16 protein-coding genes are annotated in these 16,859 nt (G+C 67.6%); 4 read left to right on the forward strand and 12 right to left on the reverse strand.

Annotation, left to right across the window (positions count from 1 at the left end; genetic code table 11):
• Nucleotides 1-38: 38 nt before the first annotated feature.
• From purU to ACFX59_RS05915, 3 genes are read right to left on the reverse strand one after another with little or no spacing between them, the layout of a single operon-like run.
• Nucleotides 39-896, reverse strand: coding sequence for a formyltetrahydrofolate deformylase (gene purU, locus ACFX59_RS05905; protein WP_309703020.1), 858 nt, complete (start codon nt 894-896; stop codon nt 39-41).
• Between the two features lie 20 nt (nt 897-916).
• On the reverse strand, nt 917-1,849 hold the full coding sequence (locus ACFX59_RS05910; protein WP_387430550.1) for an electron transfer flavoprotein subunit alpha/FixB family protein: 933 nt from the start codon (nt 1,847-1,849) through the stop codon (nt 917-919).
• Nucleotides 1,850-1,872: 23 nt separating this feature from the next.
• Nucleotides 1,873-2,622 (reverse strand): electron transfer flavoprotein subunit beta/FixA family protein, encoded by a 750-nt coding sequence (locus tag ACFX59_RS05915; RefSeq protein ID WP_387430552.1) that lies wholly within the window; start codon nt 2,620-2,622, stop codon nt 1,873-1,875.
• Nucleotides 2,623-2,786: 164 nt separating this feature from the next.
• Here ACFX59_RS05915 and ACFX59_RS05920 point away from each other — a divergent pair, with 164 nt between their 5' ends.
• Entirely contained in the window at nt 2,787-3,833 is a 1,047-nt protein-coding gene (locus ACFX59_RS05920; RefSeq protein WP_309703025.1) for a GlxA family transcriptional regulator, read from the forward strand.
• Nucleotides 3,834-3,857: 24 nt separating this feature from the next.
• Here the strand turns inward: ACFX59_RS05920 and ACFX59_RS05925 are convergent, their stop codons facing one another.
• The 8 genes from ACFX59_RS05925 to glyA form a co-directional block, all read right to left on the reverse strand.
• Nucleotides 3,858-4,832, reverse strand: a complete 975-nt coding sequence (locus tag ACFX59_RS05925; protein ID WP_387430554.1) for a LysR family transcriptional regulator — start codon at nt 4,830-4,832, stop codon at nt 3,858-3,860.
• A 69-nt stretch (nt 4,833-4,901) separates the two neighbouring features.
• Complete coding sequence (locus tag ACFX59_RS05930) at nt 4,902-5,408, reverse strand: prolyl-tRNA synthetase associated domain-containing protein (protein ID WP_354293893.1); 507 nt, start codon at nt 5,406-5,408, stop codon at nt 4,902-4,904.
• Between the two features lie 10 nt (nt 5,409-5,418).
• The gene (locus ACFX59_RS05935) at nt 5,419-6,780 is read right to left on the reverse strand and encodes an L-serine ammonia-lyase (RefSeq protein WP_387430557.1); all 1,362 of its coding nucleotides are present in this window, start codon (nt 6,778-6,780) and stop codon (nt 5,419-5,421) included.
• Between the two features lie 4 nt (nt 6,781-6,784).
• Nucleotides 6,785-7,324, reverse strand: coding sequence for a sarcosine oxidase subunit gamma (locus tag ACFX59_RS05940; RefSeq protein WP_387430559.1), 540 nt, complete (start codon nt 7,322-7,324; stop codon nt 6,785-6,787).
• On the reverse strand, nt 7,317-10,298 hold the full coding sequence (locus ACFX59_RS05945) for a sarcosine oxidase subunit alpha family protein (RefSeq protein ID WP_387430561.1): 2,982 nt from the start codon (nt 10,296-10,298) through the stop codon (nt 7,317-7,319). Before ACFX59_RS05945 ends, ACFX59_RS05940 begins: the two co-directional genes overlap by 8 nt.
• Nucleotides 10,295-10,579: a sarcosine oxidase subunit delta gene (locus tag ACFX59_RS05950; protein ID WP_387430563.1), complete on the reverse strand. Its 285-nt coding sequence runs from the start codon at nt 10,577-10,579 to the stop codon at nt 10,295-10,297. The genes ACFX59_RS05945 and ACFX59_RS05950 overlap by 4 nt, the downstream gene beginning before the upstream one ends.
• 11 nt (nt 10,580-10,590) lie before the next feature.
• A complete protein-coding gene (locus ACFX59_RS05955) occupies nt 10,591-11,844 on the reverse strand; it encodes a sarcosine oxidase subunit beta family protein (RefSeq protein WP_387430565.1) in 1,254 nt (417 codons plus the stop codon).
• 22 nt (nt 11,845-11,866) lie between these two features.
• Nucleotides 11,867-13,174 (reverse strand): serine hydroxymethyltransferase, encoded by a 1,308-nt coding sequence (gene glyA / locus ACFX59_RS05960; RefSeq protein WP_387430769.1) that lies wholly within the window; start codon nt 13,172-13,174, stop codon nt 11,867-11,869.
• 166 nt (nt 13,175-13,340) lie between these two features.
• On the opposite strand from glyA, the gene ACFX59_RS05965 reads away from it, so the two are divergent.
• The 3 genes from ACFX59_RS05965 to ACFX59_RS05975 all read left to right on the forward strand — a co-directional run bounded on the left by ACFX59_RS05965 (nt 13,341) and on the right by ACFX59_RS05975 (nt 15,874).
• On the forward strand, nt 13,341-13,922 hold the full coding sequence (locus tag ACFX59_RS05965) for a pseudouridine synthase (protein WP_387430567.1): 582 nt from the start codon (nt 13,341-13,343) through the stop codon (nt 13,920-13,922).
• A 218-nt stretch (nt 13,923-14,140) separates the two neighbouring features.
• On the forward strand, nt 14,141-14,971 hold the full coding sequence (locus ACFX59_RS05970) for a 23S rRNA (adenine(2030)-N(6))-methyltransferase RlmJ (RefSeq protein WP_387430569.1): 831 nt from the start codon (nt 14,141-14,143) through the stop codon (nt 14,969-14,971).
• Between the two features lie 72 nt (nt 14,972-15,043).
• Nucleotides 15,044-15,874 (forward strand): aldo/keto reductase, encoded by an 831-nt coding sequence (locus ACFX59_RS05975; protein ID WP_387430571.1) that lies wholly within the window; start codon nt 15,044-15,046, stop codon nt 15,872-15,874.
• Here the strand turns inward: ACFX59_RS05975 and ACFX59_RS05980 are convergent.
• Nucleotides 15,871-16,767 carry a LysR family transcriptional regulator gene (locus tag ACFX59_RS05980; protein ID WP_387430573.1) on the reverse strand — a complete coding sequence of 299 codons (897 nt, stop codon included), beginning with the start codon at nt 16,765-16,767 and terminating at the stop codon, nt 15,871-15,873. The two genes, ACFX59_RS05975 and ACFX59_RS05980, sit on opposite strands and share 4 nt — an antisense overlap.
• Between the last annotated feature and the right edge of the window lie 92 nt (nt 16,768-16,859).

Consider the following 16,859-nt stretch of genomic DNA (forward strand, 5'->3'; position numbering starts at 1 on the left):
GGTCGTCGCGGGGATCATGTCGTGCATCCGCCCGGCCTTCACGGCGCGAACACCACGGTGCGGTGGCTGTTGAGCATCACCCGCCCTTCGAGATGATATTTGACGGCGCGGGCCAGCACGCGAGATTCGATGTCGCGCCCTGCCGCGACGAAATCCTCGCTGGTCATCATATGGCTGACCCGCTCGGTTTCCTGTTCGATGATCGGCCCCTCGTCCAGGTCGGGGGTGACGTAATGCGCGGTCGCGCCGATCAGCTTGACCCCGCGCTCATGCGCCTGGTGATAGGGCTTGGCGCCCTTGAAGCTCGGCAGGAACGAGTGGTGGATGTTGATGACCCGGCCGTAGAGCCGTTCGGACAGCTCGTTCGACAGCACCTGCATATAGCGGGCGAGGACGACCAGTTCCGCCCCCGTCTCCTCGACCAGGGCGAGCAGCTTGGCTTCCTGCTCGGCCTTGTTGTCCTTCGTGACCGGCCAGTGATGAAAGGGCACCCCCTCGATCTCCGCCGCCCTGCGCGCCGCATCGTGGTTGGAGACGATCGCCACGACTTCGGCGTTCAGCCAGCGAACCTTGATCTGGTACAGCAGGTGATGCATCGCATGGTCGAATTTCGAGACCATCACGATGATCTTCGGACGCTCGGCGACATCGACGATCGTCAGATCGAGGCCGAACCGCGCGATGGCGGGGTGCAGCACCCCCTCGATCGCGTCGCGCGTCACCGCCTCGCTCACCGTCACCGCGATCCGCAGGAAGAAATGATCCGCCTGCCGATCCCAGAACTGGTTCGATTCCAGGATATTGGCCCCCAGCCCCGCCAGCGCGGTGGTGACGGCGGCCACGATGCCCGGCTGGTCCTTGCAACCCAGCCGTATGACATAGGACTTCTCGGTCATGGAAAGGCTTTCGCTAGGGCTCAGAGCTGGCGTTCCAGGTCCGGCAGGACCTCGAACAGGTCGCCGACCAGGCCGTAATCGGCCACCTGGAAGATCGGCGCGTCTTCGTCCTTGTTGATCGCAACGATCACCTTGGCATCCTTCATCCCCGCCAGATGCTGGATCGCGCCGGAGATGCCGCAGGCGACATAGAGGTCGGGCGCGACGATCTTGCCGGTCTGTCCGACCTGCCAGTCATTGGGCGCATAGCCCGCATCCACCGCCGCGCGCGACGCGCCGACCGCCGCCCCCAGCCGGTCGGCGAGCGGCAGGATCGTCTCGCGGAACTTCTCCGCCGATCCCAGCGCGCGACCGCCCGACACGACGATCCGCGCGGCGGCCAGATCGGGACGCTCGCTGGCGGCGAAGCGATTTTCGACGAAGGTCGATAGGTCGGGCGCGTCCGGAACGTCGACCGTCACGATCTCGGCTAGGTCATCCTGGAAAGCCGCCGCCGCGAAGGCCGCCGTGCGAACCGTCACCACCTTGACCGGGTCCGTCGACCGCACCGTCTGCACCGCATTGCCCGCATAGACCGGCCGCTTGAACGTATCAGGTGCGACGACCGCCACGATCTCCGACAATTGCATGACGTCCAGCAACGCGGCCACGCGCGGCAGGATGCTCTTGCCGTTGCTGCTCGCCGGGGCGACGATCGCGTCATAGCCACCGGCCAGCGACACGATCAGCGCGGCGGTAGGTTCGGCCAGCCGATGTTCCAGCGCTGCCCCCTCGGCCAGCAGCACACGCCGCACCCCGGCCAGTCTGGACGCCGCCAGCGCCACATCCCGCGCACCCAGGCCCGCCACCAACAGGTCGATCTCGCCTCCGATCGCCGACGCGGCGGTCAGCGCGCGCGCGGTCAGTTCCGAAAGGGTCGAATTGTCGTGTTCGGCCAATAGAAGAATGGACATTGCTCTCGCTCCCCCCTTCGCGATCAAAGGATGCCGGCCGCTTCCTTCAGCTTGCCGACCAGTTCGGCCGCCGAGCCCAGGCGCACGCCCGGCTCGCGGACCTTCGGCTCCTCGGTGGTCAGCACCGTCAGGCGCGGCGCGACGTCGACGCCAAGGCTGTCGGCGTCGACCTCCTCGAGCGGCTTTTTCTTGGCCTTCATGATGTTCGGCAGCGAGGCATAGCGCGGCTCGTTGAGGCGAAGGTCGACCGATATGACCGCGGGCAGAGCGACCCGGATCAGCTGAAGGCCGCCATCGACCTCGCGCATCACATCGGCCACGCCGTCGGCGACGGCGATATGCGATGCGAAGGTCGCCTGCGACCAGCCCAGCAGCGCCGACAGCATCTGCCCGGTCTGGTTGGCGTCATCGTCAATGGCCTGCTTGCCGAGCAGGATCAGTCCCGGCCCCTCGCGCGCGGCGATCTCCCGCAACAATTTGGCGACCGCCAGCGGCTCGGGCATCGTGTCGGTCTTCACGAGGATCGCCCGGTCCGCGCCGATCGCCAGTGCGCTGCGCAGCACGTCCTGCGCCTGGGCCGGGCCGATCGAGACCACGACGATCTCGCTGGCGATCCCGGCTTCCTTCAGCCGCACCGCTTCCTCGACCGCGATCTCGTCAAAGGGGTTCATCGCCATCTTCACATTCGCAAGATCGACCCCCGATCCGTCGCTCTTGACGCGAATCTTCACATTGTGATCGACCACGCGCTTGACGGGCACCATCACCTTCATTCCGCCGCCCCCTCGCCAGAATAATCGTGCCGAACCGGGTGAAATCCCTTTCGACAACAGTAGGTTTGCGACGGGGTGCGCCGAGGCGGAAAGAATATTTGCGTCAAATGGACACAAACTCTACGACATGCCGTCCGAAGTTTATCGGCCGACCGGAGAACGGAATGGATCGCCCCCCACCGTCGGTACTGAGCGCGTCGCTGCAACGCCGTGCAAAGGGACTGCGATTGTCGGTCGGTTTCATTCTCGCGCGGCGGTTCACGCTGTGCGCCTTCGCCAACTTCGTGGACGTCCTACGGCTCGCCGCCGACGAGGGCGATCGCAGCCGACATATCTTGTGCGACTGGAAGATCCTGTCGCGCAACTCCGCCGCCATCCCCTCCAGTTCCGGCATCGCCATCCAGCCCGACGAACAGCTGGGCGACCCCACCCGCTTCGACTATATCGTCGTGGTGGGCGGACTGGTCGATGAGATCGACGGCTTCGACAGCGAATATGTCGCCTATCTGCGCAAGGCCGCCGCGCTGGGCGTGCCGCTGGTGGGAGTATGCACGGGCGCGTTCCTGCTCCACAGCGCGGGCGTGCTGGCCGGGTATAAATGCTGCGTCAGCTGGTTCCACCACCGCGACTTCCTGGACCAGTTTGACGGGCTGGACCCGGTGTCCGACCAGATCTTCATCGTCGACCGCGACCGGCTGACCTGTTCCGGGGGCGCGAGTTCGGCGCATCTCGCCGCCTATCTGGTCGACAAGCATGTCGGGCGGGCACAGGCCAGCAAGAGCCTGCACATCATGATCATCGACGAGGCGCTGACCGGCGAAAAGGCCCAGCCCGGCGCGATGCTCGACTATCGTACCGACGATCCCATCGTGCTGCGCGCGCTGCTGATCACCCAGCAGAATATCGAGACGCCGCTGTCGGTCGCCGACATCGCGCAGCGCATGGGGAAGAGCAAGCGGCAGCTGGAACGCCGGTTCAAGACGGCATTGGGGGTATCGCCGCAGGCAGCGTTCATGGACATTCGGCTGTCGCTCGCCCGGCACATGCTGGAAAGCAGCGCCAAATCGATCACGATGATCGCGGTGGAGTGCGGCTTCTGCGACTCCTCGCATATGAGCCGGATGTTCCGGCGGCGCTTCGGATGTTCGCCGCTGGAGTCCCGCCACGCGCTGGCCAACGGGCGCGCCGTCGCCAGCGCCGCTTCGGATTGAGGCACCGGCAGGCGCGCTTTCGCCCTATGAGGGCGGCCCCTCCCAGGCCATAGCCCCCTCGATCCAGGGAAACATGCGGATGAGCGAGTCCACTTTCCCGCCCCGCAGGATCGCGGCGGCCTGAAGCGCCATGTCGCGCGGCAGGTCGCCGAATTCGCCCTTGCGCGCCACCAGCTGGATGCGACGGCGAAAGCTGCCCCGCGGCATCGGCAACACCGTCAGCGCGGGCAGAAGCTCGATCTGACTGGCCAGGCACAGCGGGGTGGCGATGCTCCACCCTTCCAGCGCGACGACGGTGGACAATTGCTGATGGGTGGAATCCACTTCGATCACATTGGGAATGCGCAGCTTCATCCGGGCGAGCTGGCGTTCGATCCGTTGCCCCATCGCCGACAGGAGCGAATAGCGGACAAATGGCAGCTGGGTCATCGCATCGATCGAAACCGGCATGTCCGCATAGGCGGCGGGCGCGACGATCACGAAGGGTTCCTCCATGATCGGGTGATGCTCAATCTCCTCGACATCCTCCAGCTGGCTGGACCCCGTGATCAGCATGTCGATGCTGCGTGCCAGGAATTCGCGGTGCTGGACCAGCGATATACCCGATCGCATCTGCCATTGCTGCGCCCGCGATCCTAGAGCGCGCAGCAACGGCGCGGTCAGGTGGTTGGCGATGCTCTCCGCCATGGCGACGACGACGCATTCGGCGGTCTGCGAGGATTGCTCGCAGACCTCGCGTGCCAGCATCCTGGCCGCCGCGACCAGTTCCGCGCCTTCGCGCCGCAACAGCTTGCCCGCCGGGGTCAGCGCCAGCGGGCGCATGGTGCGATCGAACAGACGCGTATTGAGCGCCATTTCGAGCTTCGAGATGATCTGCGAAACCGCCGATTGCGTCATGCCCAGATGCCGCGCGCTCTGGGTCATGCCGCCAAGCTCGGAGGTCAGGATGAAGACCTCCACGGCGTTGAGGTCGAAGCCCGGCGTCAATCTGGCGGACATTGGCATTACCATCCCATGTGGTGGAGGATGTCGGCGACACCGCCCGGTCGGACCATCAGGATCGCGACCTCACGGCGCCACGGATGCCCCGCCCGGCAGCGCGACGACCCGCACGTCATGGCCAAGCCCCTCAAGCCACGCGACCATCGGCGCGAACGGCACCGCGATGGTCGCGCTGTTGCGCAGCGGATGGACGGCGATCCGCTCGGCGTGGCGGAAGCTCTCGTCAAAGACCAAAGATACCGGGCCGGGCGGCGCGTGCGTGACCGCCAGCGGCGTCACCGCGCCCGGCGTCACGCCCAGCAGCTGTTCCATTTCGTCGGGCTTGCCGAACGAGAATTTGCCCGCGCCCAGCGTCTCGGCAAAAGCCTTCAGGTCGGCACGCCGGTCATGCGGCAGCACGATCAGCCAGAAGCGCTTCTGCTTGTCCTTCAGGAACAGGTTCTTGGTGTGCGCGGCGGGCAAGGCGGCATGGATGCCCGCGCTCTCCTCGACGGTGAAGACGGGCGGATGCTCGATCTTCTCCATCGCGATCCCGGCGGCCGCGAACTGGGCGTAGATTTCGTCTTCGGTCATGATCCACTCGTCAACATTCGGGAAAACTCACCGCCAAGCCGCCTTGCGACGTCTCCTTATACTTGGCGTGCATGTCGGTGCCGGTGCGCATCATCGTCTCGATCACCTGGTCGAGCGAGACGATATGCGTCCCGTCGCCGCGCAGCGACAGAGATGCCGCATTGATCGCCTTGACCGCACCAAAGGCATTGCGCTCGATGCAGGGCACCTGCACCAGCCCCGCGACCGGATCGCAGGTCATGCCGAGATGATGCTCCATCGCGATCTCGGCCGCATTCTCGGTCTGCGCGTCGCTGGCGCCCATCACCGCGGCCAGCCCGGCGGCGGCCATCGCGCTGGCGGTCCCGACCTCCCCCTGACAGCCGACCTCCGCGCCGGAGATTGAGGCGTTGAGCTTGGTCAACACCCCGATCGCACCGGCGGTCAGCAGGAAGTCGTGCATGCCCGCGCGGTCGGCATCGGGCCAGAAATCGCGGTAATAGCGCAGCACGGCAGGCACGACCCCGGCGGCGCCGTTGGTCGGCGCGGTGACGACGCGCCCGCCCGCCGCATTCTCCTCGTTCACCGCAATGGCGAACAGGCTGATATGGTCCATGATATTGTGCGGCGCCTGCCGGTTGCGGAAACGGTCGGCGGCCAGCTTCTGGCGCAGGGCGGGTGCCCGGCGCGGCACCTTCAGCCGCCCCGGCAGGACCCCCTCGGTCTGCATCCCCCGGTCGATGCAGGTCATCATCACCGCGATGACCCGGTCCAGATAGACATCCAGTTCCTCCTCCGAGGTGCGCGCGCGTTCGTTGGCGCGCATCACCTCGGCGATCGACAGGCCGTGCCGACGGCAGATGGCCAGCAACTGCGCGGCGGTGCGAAACGGAAAGGGCGGCTCCCCGCGATCGTCCTCGGCCGCATCTTCCCCGAACCGCTCCTCGGGCACGATGAACCCGCCGCCGATCGAGCACCAACGCTCGCTGACCACGGCCTCCCCGTCCCGGCCCAGCGCGGTCAGACGCAGCGTGTTGGGATGGACCGGCGTCTCGCCGTCGCGGTCGAAGACGATATCGGCGTCGGGATCGAAGGCGATCGCCCGTCCGGCCACCATCAGGCTCCGCGCGGCACGGGCCTGCTCGACGACCAAGTCGATCTGCTCCGGCTCGATCGTGTCGGGGAGAAAGCCCGCAAGCCCCAGCATGACCGCCTTGTCGGTCGCATGGCCCATGCCCGTCCAGGCCAGCGAGCCCAGAAGATCGACCCGCACCCGCTCGAACGCCAGGCCCCGGAGCCTTGCCGCAAAGCCCTGCGCCGCCTTCATCGGCCCGACCGTGTGCGACGAGGAAGGCCCGATGCCGACGCGAAACAGGTCCCGCACGCCCAGCATCGGCCTACGCCTCGGTCTCCGCGACGTGGAGCAGCCCCTCGACATAGCGCGCGAAGGACCGCCACGTCTCGAGATGGAAACGGTCCGGCGCGCGGCGCCAGAGGATGATTTCCGCCTTGTCGTACATGGTCCGCGTGCACATCCCGACCGGGAAGGCACGAAGCGACAGGTCGAGCGCGCAGCCGCTCGCCAACAGCGTCTCGGCCATCATGCGCCCGCCCGCAATCTCCAGCGCGACCTGCCGATGGCTGACATCGACCAGCGAACACACGGCATCGCGCAGCCGCGCCTGGAGCGTCGCCACCCAGTCATCGCGCGCATCCGCCGCCAGGAGCAGCCATTCGTCCGGCCCCAGCCAAAGGGCCGCGACATCCGCCTCGATCGCCGAGCGGCAAGCCTCGCGCGGCAGGACGATGCCGAGCCGTTCGGCGACCAGATCGAGGGTCGCCGCCGGACAGCGCAGCACGGCGCGGCCGAAATGGCCCAGCGGACGGACCGACGCGCTACCGGCCGCGAAAGGCGAAGCGGGGGAGAGATCAGACATCGATGCGGGTGCCTTCCGGATCGTAGAAAACGGGGGAGACGATCTCGACCGCGATCGGCCCGCCCGGCATGGGCACGTGGAGCGTCTCGCCCAGACGCTGGTGGCCGCCGCGCACCAGCGCCAGCGCGATCGGCGCGTCCAGTACGGCGCTGCGATAGGCGGAGGTGACATGCCCGATCGGCGTCGTGGCAGCCGACGGCGCCACGATCTGCGCGCCCTCCTCCAGCACCGTTCGACCGTCCAGGCTCTTCAGGCCGACCAGCTGCTTGCGGTCGGGCGCCCTCATCGCGGGCCGGGCGAGCGATCGCTTGCCGACGAAATCGGGCTTCGCCTTGCCGATCGCCCAGGACAGGCCGACATCGTCGGGCGTGACCGTACCGTCGGTTTCCTGTCCGACGATGATATAGCCCTTTTCCGCGCGCAGGACGTGCATCGTCTCGGTGCCATAGGGCACCATGTCGAACGCCTTGCCGCATTCCCAGATCGCCTCCCACACCATCCGGCCATGACCGCTCGGCACGTTCACCTCGAAGCCCAGCTCGCCGGTGAAGCTGACCCGCATCAGCCGCATCGGCACGCCGCAGATGCGGGCATCGGCGATGCTCATATGCGGGAAGGCGGCGGCCGATATGTCCAGCCCCTCGATCAGCGGCGCGATCACCTCGCGCGCCTTCGGGCCCTGCACCGCGATCACCGACCATTGCTCGGTGGTCGAGGTCAGCCAGACGTTCAGGTCGGGCCATTCGGTCTGGAGATAATCCTCCATCATGCCCAGGACCCGCGCCGCGCCGCCGGTGGTCGTCGTCACATGGAAACGATCCGTCGCCAGCCGCCCGACCACGCCGTCGTCCATCACGAAGCCGTCCTCGCGCAGCAGCACGCCATAGCGGCACTTGCCGACGCCCAGCTTGGTCCAGGCATTGACGAAGAAGCGGTTCATGAATTCGGCCGCATCCGGCCCGACGATCTCGATCTTGCCCAGGGTGGAGGCGTCGAAGATGCCGACGCCCCGCCGTACGCCCACGCATTCGCGCGCGACGGCGGCGTGCAGGTCCTCGCCGGGACGCGGGAAGTAATGCGCGCGGCGCCAGTTGCCGACATCCTCGAACGCCGCGCCTTGCTCCCTGGCCCAGTCGTGGATCGCGGTGATCCGCGCCGGATCAAACAGGTCGCCACGCGCATGGCCCGCCAGCGCACCGAACGTGACCGGCGTATAGGGCGAGCGGAAGGTGGTCAGCCCGATCTCCGGGATCGACCGCCCGGTCGCCTCCGACACGATGCCCAGCGCGTTGATATTGGACAGCTTGCCCTGGTCGGTCGCCATGCCCGTGGTCGTGTAGCGCTTGACATGCTCGATCGATAGGAACCCCTCGCGGGTCGCCAGCAGGATGTCGCGGGCGGTGACGTCGTTCTGCCAGTCAACGAACGCCTTGGCCTTGCCCAGATCGCGCGACGTCGGGGCTGCGCCCATATGGCCACCCTCGCCTTGCGCATGGCGCAGCGCGACCATGGGAAGCAGGGCCGGGCTGGACGCCGTGAAGCCCGCCGCCGACGCCGCGTCCCGCCCCGCCGCGATACCGTCGCCCAGCGCCTCGGCCAGCGCGAACCGGCCCCGGCACGCGCCTGCCGACCGCTCCGCCTCGGCCGATACGTCGGGCAGATAGGCCTGGAGCCCCTCGTCCCAGGCCAGCTTTCCGCGCGATTGGGAGAAGAGGTGGACGCTGGGCGTGAAACCGCCCGCCATCAGCACCGCATCGCAGTCGTGACGCACGGTCTTGCCCTGCGCGGTGATGGTGATGGACGCGACCCGCAGGCCGCCGGTCGTGCCCTCGATCCTGGCATCGGTCGCGACCGGCAGCCCCGCCGCCTGCGCCGCCCCCGATGCGGCGGACGGCCGGCGGATGTCCGCGACCATCGCGACCGTCACGCCCGCCGCCGCCATCTCGTGCGCGACGCGATAGGCATTGTCGTGTGCGCCGACGATGACGATGCGTTGCCCGACCGCGACGCCATATTGCTGGAGATAGGTACGCGCGGCGTCCGCCAGCATGATGCCCGGCCGGTCATTGTCGGGAAAGACCAGCGGCCGCTCGATCGCGCCTGTGGCGAGCACGACCTGGCGGGCGCGCACCTGCCACAGCCGCTCGCGCGGCATGCCCTCGGCCGGGTTCGCCAGATGATCGGTCAGCTTCTCGGTCAGCCCGATCCAGTTGTGCGGGTAATAGCCGAACGCGATCGTGCGCGGCAAAAGCGTGACGCCCGGCAACGCGGCCAGTGCCGTCAGCTCCCGCGTCAGCCACTCCGTCGCCGGCAGCCCGTCGATCATGGTGTCGGCCGCCGCCAGCAGCGATCCGCCGATCCGGGGGCGATCGTCGCACAGCATCACCCGCGCGCCTGCCTCCGCCGCCTGCCGCGCCGCCGCGATCCCCGCCGGTCCGCCGCCGATGACCAGCACGTCGCAATGCGCGTAACGCTGCGTATAGCGATCCGGATCGGGCTCGGACGGTGCGATGCCCAACCCCGCCGCCTCGCGGATGCGCGGTTCGTACAGCCGGTCCCACGCCTTTTTGGGCCACATGAACGTCTTGTAGTAGAAGCCCGCCGGAATGAAGCGGCTCAACAGCCGATCATTGATCGCCATGCGGTCACGTTCGAGGCTTGGGTGCCGGTTCTGGCTGACCGCATCCAGCCCGTCATAGAGTTCGACCTGGGTCGCGAGCAGATTGGGCGTATAGCGTGCCCGGTCGCGACGAATGCCGACCAAGGCATTGGGCTCGTCCGCCCCTGCACCCATGATGCCGCGCGGCCGGTGATATTTGAACGACCGCCCGACCAGGTGCACGCCGTTCGCCAGCAATGCCGAGGCGAGCGTGTCGCCCTCCTGCCCGGTATACTCCTTCCCGTCGAAGGTGAAGCGCAGCGTGCGTCCGGTGGTGACGCGGCCCGGCGCGATGCGATGATGGCCGGTCGTCATGCCTGGTCTCCCTCCGGCGGCTGTTCGCCCACCTTGTAGGTCGCGACGAACGCGTCGGTCCGCGTGTCGCGGATGGCGTTGAAGAAACGGGCGCAGCCATGGAGGTGACGCCAGCGCTCGGCATGTCGCCCCTTGGGATTGGACCGGGTGTAGAGATAGGTGCTCCACTCCGCATCGGTCAGCTCGGCCGGCCGTGCCGGACGCTCGATATGCGCCTCTCCGGCATAGCTGAACTCCAGCTCGGGCCGCTCACCGCAATAGGGACAGGGGATGATAAGCATGGTCGCGCCTCTCAGTGGGCGACGGCGGCGGCCGCCGCCTCGTCGATCATTTGGCCGTCACGGAAACGCTCGATCGTGAAGGGAGCGTTGATCGGATGCGGCTCGTCACGCGCGATGGTGTGGGCCAGCAGGTGCGCGGCGCCCGGCGTCGCCTTGAACCCGCCGGTGCCCCAGCCACAATTGACATACAGGCCCGGCACCGGCGTCTTGGCGATGATCGGCGAGCGATCGGGCGTCACGTCGACGATCCCGCCCCAGCTACGCAGCATCCGCATCCGCCGGAACTGCGGGAACAGCTCGCAAATCGCCTCCAGCGTGTGCGTGGCGATGTGCAGGCCGCCCCGCTGCGTATAGCTGGTATAGGCATCGGTCCCCGCCCCGATCACCAGCTCGCCCTTGTCGGACTGGCTCATATAGGCGTGGATGGTGTTGGACATGACGACACAGGGGAAGATCGGCTTTACCGGTTCGGACACCAGGGCTTGCAGCGGATAGCTTTCCAGCGGCAACCGCACGTCCGCCATGCCCAGCACCACGCTGGTATGCCCTGCCGCCGAGACGCCGACACGCTTCGATCCGATGAAGCCGCGCGTCGTCTCCACACCCGTCACCGCGCCGCTCGCGTCGCGGCGGATGCCGGTGACTTCGCAATTCTCGATGATGTCGACGCCCAGCGCGTCGGCGGCGCGGGCATAGCCCCAGGCGACCGCATCGTGCCGCGCGGTGCCGCCCCGCCGCTGGAGCGCCGCGCCCAGCACGGGATAGCGCATGTCGGGCGAGATGTTCAGCGGCGGACAAAAGGCCTTGGCCTCTTCCGGCGTCAGCCATTCATTGTCGACGCCGTTGATCCGGTTGGCATGGACGTGCCGCTTGAAGACCTGCACGTCGTGGATGTTGTGCGCCAGCATCATCACCCCGCGCTGCGAGAACATGACGTTGTAGTTGAGCTCCTGGCTCAACCCCTCCCACATCTTTAGCGCATGATCGTAGAGCGCGGCGCTCTCGTCGAAGAGATAGTTGGAACGGATGATGGTGGTGTTGCGCCCGGTATTGCCGCCGCCGATCCATCCCTTCTCCACCACCGCGACGTTGCGGATGCCGAACCGGCTGGCCAGATAATAGGCCGCACCCAGTCCATGCCCGCCGCCGCCGACGATGATCGCGTCATAGGAGGGCTTGGGGCTGGCGTTGCGCCATTGCGGCTTCCACCCCTTGTGACCGCCGAGCCCCTGCCGGAACAGCGAGAATGCGGAAAAGCGTTGCATCGTCCCCCTCCCTTTCCCGGCCTCAGCCGCGCGACGTCGCGTAGATCGGATAGCGGGCGCACAGCGCGACCACCTCGCCCCGTGTCTGTTCGATCAGCGCGTCGGGCACGTCCCCGGCGGAGGCCGCGTCGAGGATGCGGTTGATCAGCCGCGCGACCTGCTGAAAGGCGGCGACGTCGAAGCCACGGCTGGTCAGCGCGCCACTCCCGAGACGGATACCAGATGTCACGGCGGGTTTCTCCGGATCGAACGGGATGCCGTTCTTGTTGCAGGTGATGCCGGCGGCATCCAGGATCTGTTCGGCGCGCTTGCCGGTCAGGCCCTTGGGCCTCAGGTCGACCAGCACGACATGGGTGTCGGTGCCGCCGGACACGATGGTATAGCCGTTCGCGGCCAGCGCGGCGGCCAGGGCCTGGGCATTTTCCACGACGCGCCGGGCATAGTCCCGGAAGGACGGGCGCAGCGCCGCGCCGAACGCGACCGCCTTGGCGGCGATGACATGCTCGAGCGGGCCGCCCTGGATGCCGGGGAAGATGGCCGAGTTGACCTTCTTCGCCAGCGCCTCGTCATTGGTCAGGATCAGGCCGCCGCGCGGCCCCCGCAGCGTCTTGTGGGTCGTGGTCGTGACGACATGCGCATGGTCCAGCGGATTGGGATGAACGCCGCCCGCCACCAGTCCGGCGAAATGCGCCATGTCGACCATCAGCACCGCATCGACCGAGTCCGCGATCGCCCGGAACCGTGCGAAATCGATCTGGCGCGGATAGGCCGAGCCGCCCGCGATGATCAGCCGGGGATGATAATCCCGCGCCAGCTCGGCGACCGCGTCATAGTCGATCCGCTGATCCTCCTCGCGCACGCCGTAGGGAATCGCGTTCAGCCACTTGCCCGAAAAGGTCGGCGCCGCGCCATGGGTCAGATGCCCGCCATGCGCCAGGCTCATCCCCATCAGCGTATCGCCGGGCTTCATCAGCGCGAACTGCACCGCCATATTGGCCTGGGCGCCGGAATGCGGCTGGACGTTGGCGAACCGCGCGCCGAACAACGCGCACGCCCGGTCGATGGCGAGCTGCTCGGTCACGTCGACATGCTCGCAGCCGCCATAATAGCGGCGCCCCGGATAACCCTCGGCATATTTGTTGGTCAGGACCGAACCCTGCGCCTGGAGCACCGCCGTCGAGACGATATTCTCCGACGCGATCAGTTCCAGCTTGTCGGATTGGCGCACCCATTCCGCCTCGATCGCCGCCGCGACGGCGGGGTCGGCGTCCCGCAGCGCCCCGCCAAAGAACGGAGCGCCAGCGTCCTCCCCGCAACTGTCCAAGGTCATCATGTCCAAGCTCCCCCGAGGCTTTGGACAGGATGATGCCTCGCCCGCCCCGCCGCCGGAATGCGTGCGCCGCACGCCCCGAAGATTTGCGACACGGCGCGCGCGCGTGGACCGGCGGCGCCCCGCGCCAGAAGACAAAGCCGCAGCCCGGCGGTATGAGCGCGGGATGAGCCGCCTGCTGTTGTTCAACAAACCCTTCGGGGTCCTATCGCAATTCACGGATCGCGGATCGCCGACGGTCCGCGCGACCCTGTCCGACTTCATTACGGTGAAGGGCGTCTATCCCGCCGGAAGGCTCGATCGGGATAGCGAGGGCCTGTTGCTGCTATGCGATGACGGGCGGCTGCAGGCGCGCATCGCCGATCCCCGCTTCAAGATGCCCAAGACCTATCTGGTGCAGGTCGAAGGCGATCCGCAGGACCAGGAACTGGAGGGCCTGCGGCGGGGCGTCCGGCTCAAGGATGGCATGACCCTGCCTGCTGAGGTCGCGCGTATCGACGCGCCGGACCTGTGGCTGCGCGATCCGCCGATCCGCCAGCGCAAGTCCATCCCCGACAGCTGGCTCAAGATCACCATCCGCGAAGGCCGCAACCGGCAGGTGCGGCGCATGACGGCGGCGGTCGGACTGCCCACGCTGAGGCTGGTCCGCTGGTCGATCGGCGACTGGTCGGTCGCCGGGATCGCGCCGGGCGCGTTCGAGGAGGTTACTCCGCCGGGCACGGTCGCCAGCCGCAGATCGGAGCGATGACGCGGCCTGACGGGCGGCGGGCGGCATTGCGGGCCACGCCCCTGCCCGTTGCCGGTTGCCGCCGACCGCGAAACCTGATTTGAGGCTTTGCCCGGAGGCGACTTGACGGCATCCGCCCGGCTCATACGAGCTGCGGATGGGTTGCCGCCATCGTCTCGCGATCGGCTTTCCCGTACGGCAGATCGCATGAGGGCCATTCGGCAGAGTTTTGGATTTCCATGAATTATCGCCATTCCTTCCATGCCGGCAACAGCGCCGATGTCGTGAAGCACAGCCTGCTGATCGCCCTTGTCCGGGCTTTGCAGCAGAAACAGGGTGCACTGACCCTGATCGATACTCATGCCGGTTGCGGGCTCTACGACCTCGACGGCGAGCAGGCCCAACGCACCGGCGAGGCCGCCCAGGGCGTGGTGCGAGCCTTTGCCGATCCAAACCCCTTGCTGGACGACTATCGCGCCGCCGTGCAGGCGGTGAATGACGGGGCGGAACCGCGCCTCTACCCCGGCTCGCCGCAGTTCCTGGCGCAACTGCTGCGTCCGCAGGACTTGCTGATCCTCAACGAGAAGCATCCCGAGGATGCCCGTGCGCTACGCGGTGCGATGCGCGGTACGCCTGCGGCCGTGCATGAGCGCGATGCCTATGAGCTTTGGCTGGCGATGCTGCCGACCCGCACCGGTCGCGGCGTCGTGGTGGTCGATCCGCCCTATGAGCAGACCGACGAACGCGCCCGCATCACCGCGACCCTCGCCGCAGCGCACCGCAAATGGGCCCATGGCGTGACGGTCATCTGGTATCCGCTGAAAGACCGCGCGACGCATCAGCGGTGGAAGGACCAGCTGCGGAGGCTCGGCATCCCGAAATTCCTGTCGGTGGAACATTGGCTGTACGATGCCGATCAGCCCGGCATCTATAACGGCGCGGGCCTCTTCATAGTCAATCCGCCCTATGCCTTCACCCAGGCGCTGCCGCCGCTGCTGGAAGCGCTGCGCGCCGCGCTGGCGCCGGAAGGGCATAGCGGCGTGATCACGGCGGATTGGCTGAACGATTGAGGGCAGAGCGCGGTCCCTGCTCCGCGCTTTCCTCCAGCGGCACCATGTCACCGGGCGGACGTTGACCGCCGCATGAAAACGATCCGCTTTCCCGACGGTACGACCGTCCCCGCGCTGGGCCAGGGCACCTGGATGATGGCCGAAGACGCCGCCCGCCGATCCGACGAGATCGCCGCGCTGCGCGAGGGGCTGTCGCTCGGCCTGACCCTGATCGACACCGCCGAGATGTATGCCGACGGCGAGTCCGAGCGCCTCGTCGGCGAGGCGATAGCGGGCCTGCGCGATGAGGTGTTCCTGGTCAGCAAGGCCTATCCGCAAAATGCCTCACGCAGTCGGCTCCAGCGGGCTTGCGAGGCGAGCCTGGACCGGCTCGGCACCGACCGGCTCGACCTGTACCTGCTGCACTGGCGGGGCAATGTGCCGCTGGCCGAGACGGTCGAGGCGATGGAGCGGCTGGTCGCGGCAGGCAAGATCCTGCGCTGGGGCGTCAGCAACCTCGACACGGACGACATGGCGGAACTCGTCGCGAGTGGCGGCGAACGCTGCCAAACGAACCAGATCCTCTACAACCTGACCCGGCGCGGTCCGGAATACGACCTGATCCCCTGGCTCGGGCAGCATCGCATGCCGGTCATGGCCTATAGCCCGGTCGAGCAAGGGCGCCTTCTGGCGCATCCCGAGCTTGCCGACATGGCCGGGGAGCGCGGCGTCGCGCCCGCGCAGCTCGCCCTGGCCTGGCTGCTGGCGCGGGATGGCGTCCTGCCCATCCCCAAGGCCGGATCGGTCGCGCATGTGCGGGACAATCGCGCCGCACTGGACCTCACCCTGTCCGATGCCGAGTTGCATCGGCTCGACAGGCTCTTTCCGCCCCCACACGGTCCCGAACCGCTCGCGATGCTCTAGCCACGGATATAGTCGACGAACGCCCGCAGCGGTGGCGGCACCAGACGGCGGCCCGAATAATAGAGGAACGGGCCGGAGAAGGACTGCCACCAGTCGGGCAGCACCGGCTCGAGCGCACCGCTCTCCAGCGCGGGCGCGAGCCAGTCCTCGAACAGGTGGATGATCCCGCCGCCCGCGACCGCCACGTCCACCAGCAGGTCCGCCGCGCCGGATACGCTGGCGATCAGCGGTCCCTGCGGCTCGACCCGCACGATCTCGCCGGACCGCTCGAACTCCCATGGACTGGTCAGCGCGCCACTGGTGAAGCGGCCGCGCAGACAGGCATGACCCAGCAGGTCGCGCGGATGGCTCGGCCTACCCCGCGCCTCCAGATAGGCGGGTGCCGCCGCCGTCGCGAAACGCTGGCTACGCGGGCCGATCGGCACCGCGATCATGTCCTGCTCCAGCCGTTCGTCATAGCGGATGCCCGCGTCGCAGCCCGATGCCACCATGTCGACAAAGCCGTCCTCGGCGACGATCTCGACCTGGATGTCGGGATAGGCGGCCAGGAAGCCGGGCAGGATCGCGGGCAGCACCAGCCGCGCCGCGCTGACCGGCACGTTGAGCTTGAGCGTGCCCGCCGGGCGGTCGCGGAACAGGTTCACGACGTCGAGCGCCGCCTCCACCTCGCCCAGCGCCGGGGCCAGCCGCTCGATCAGCCGCGCCCCCGCCTCGGTCGGCACGACGCTGCGCGTGGTGCGATGGAGCAGCCGGACGCCCAGCCGCGCCTCCAGCCGCCGCACCGCTTCGCTCAGCGTCAAGGCGCTCGACCCGACGGTGCGTGCCGCATCGCGAAAGCCACGCGCCTGGGCGACCGCCAGGAATGCATTGAGATCGGCAAGGTCTGCTTTCATCGTTCGGTTTTCCGTACAGCCCGTGCGGATCACTCCGACTTATCACGATGATCCGCAAGCCGTATTTCGGGGCCAGCACAGGAGACACGACG

The sequence above is a fragment of the Sphingomonas sp. NCPPB 2930 genome (assembly GCF_042867205.1).
In the GTDB taxonomy this organism is placed as follows: Bacteria; Pseudomonadota; Alphaproteobacteria; order Sphingomonadales; family Sphingomonadaceae; genus Sphingomonas.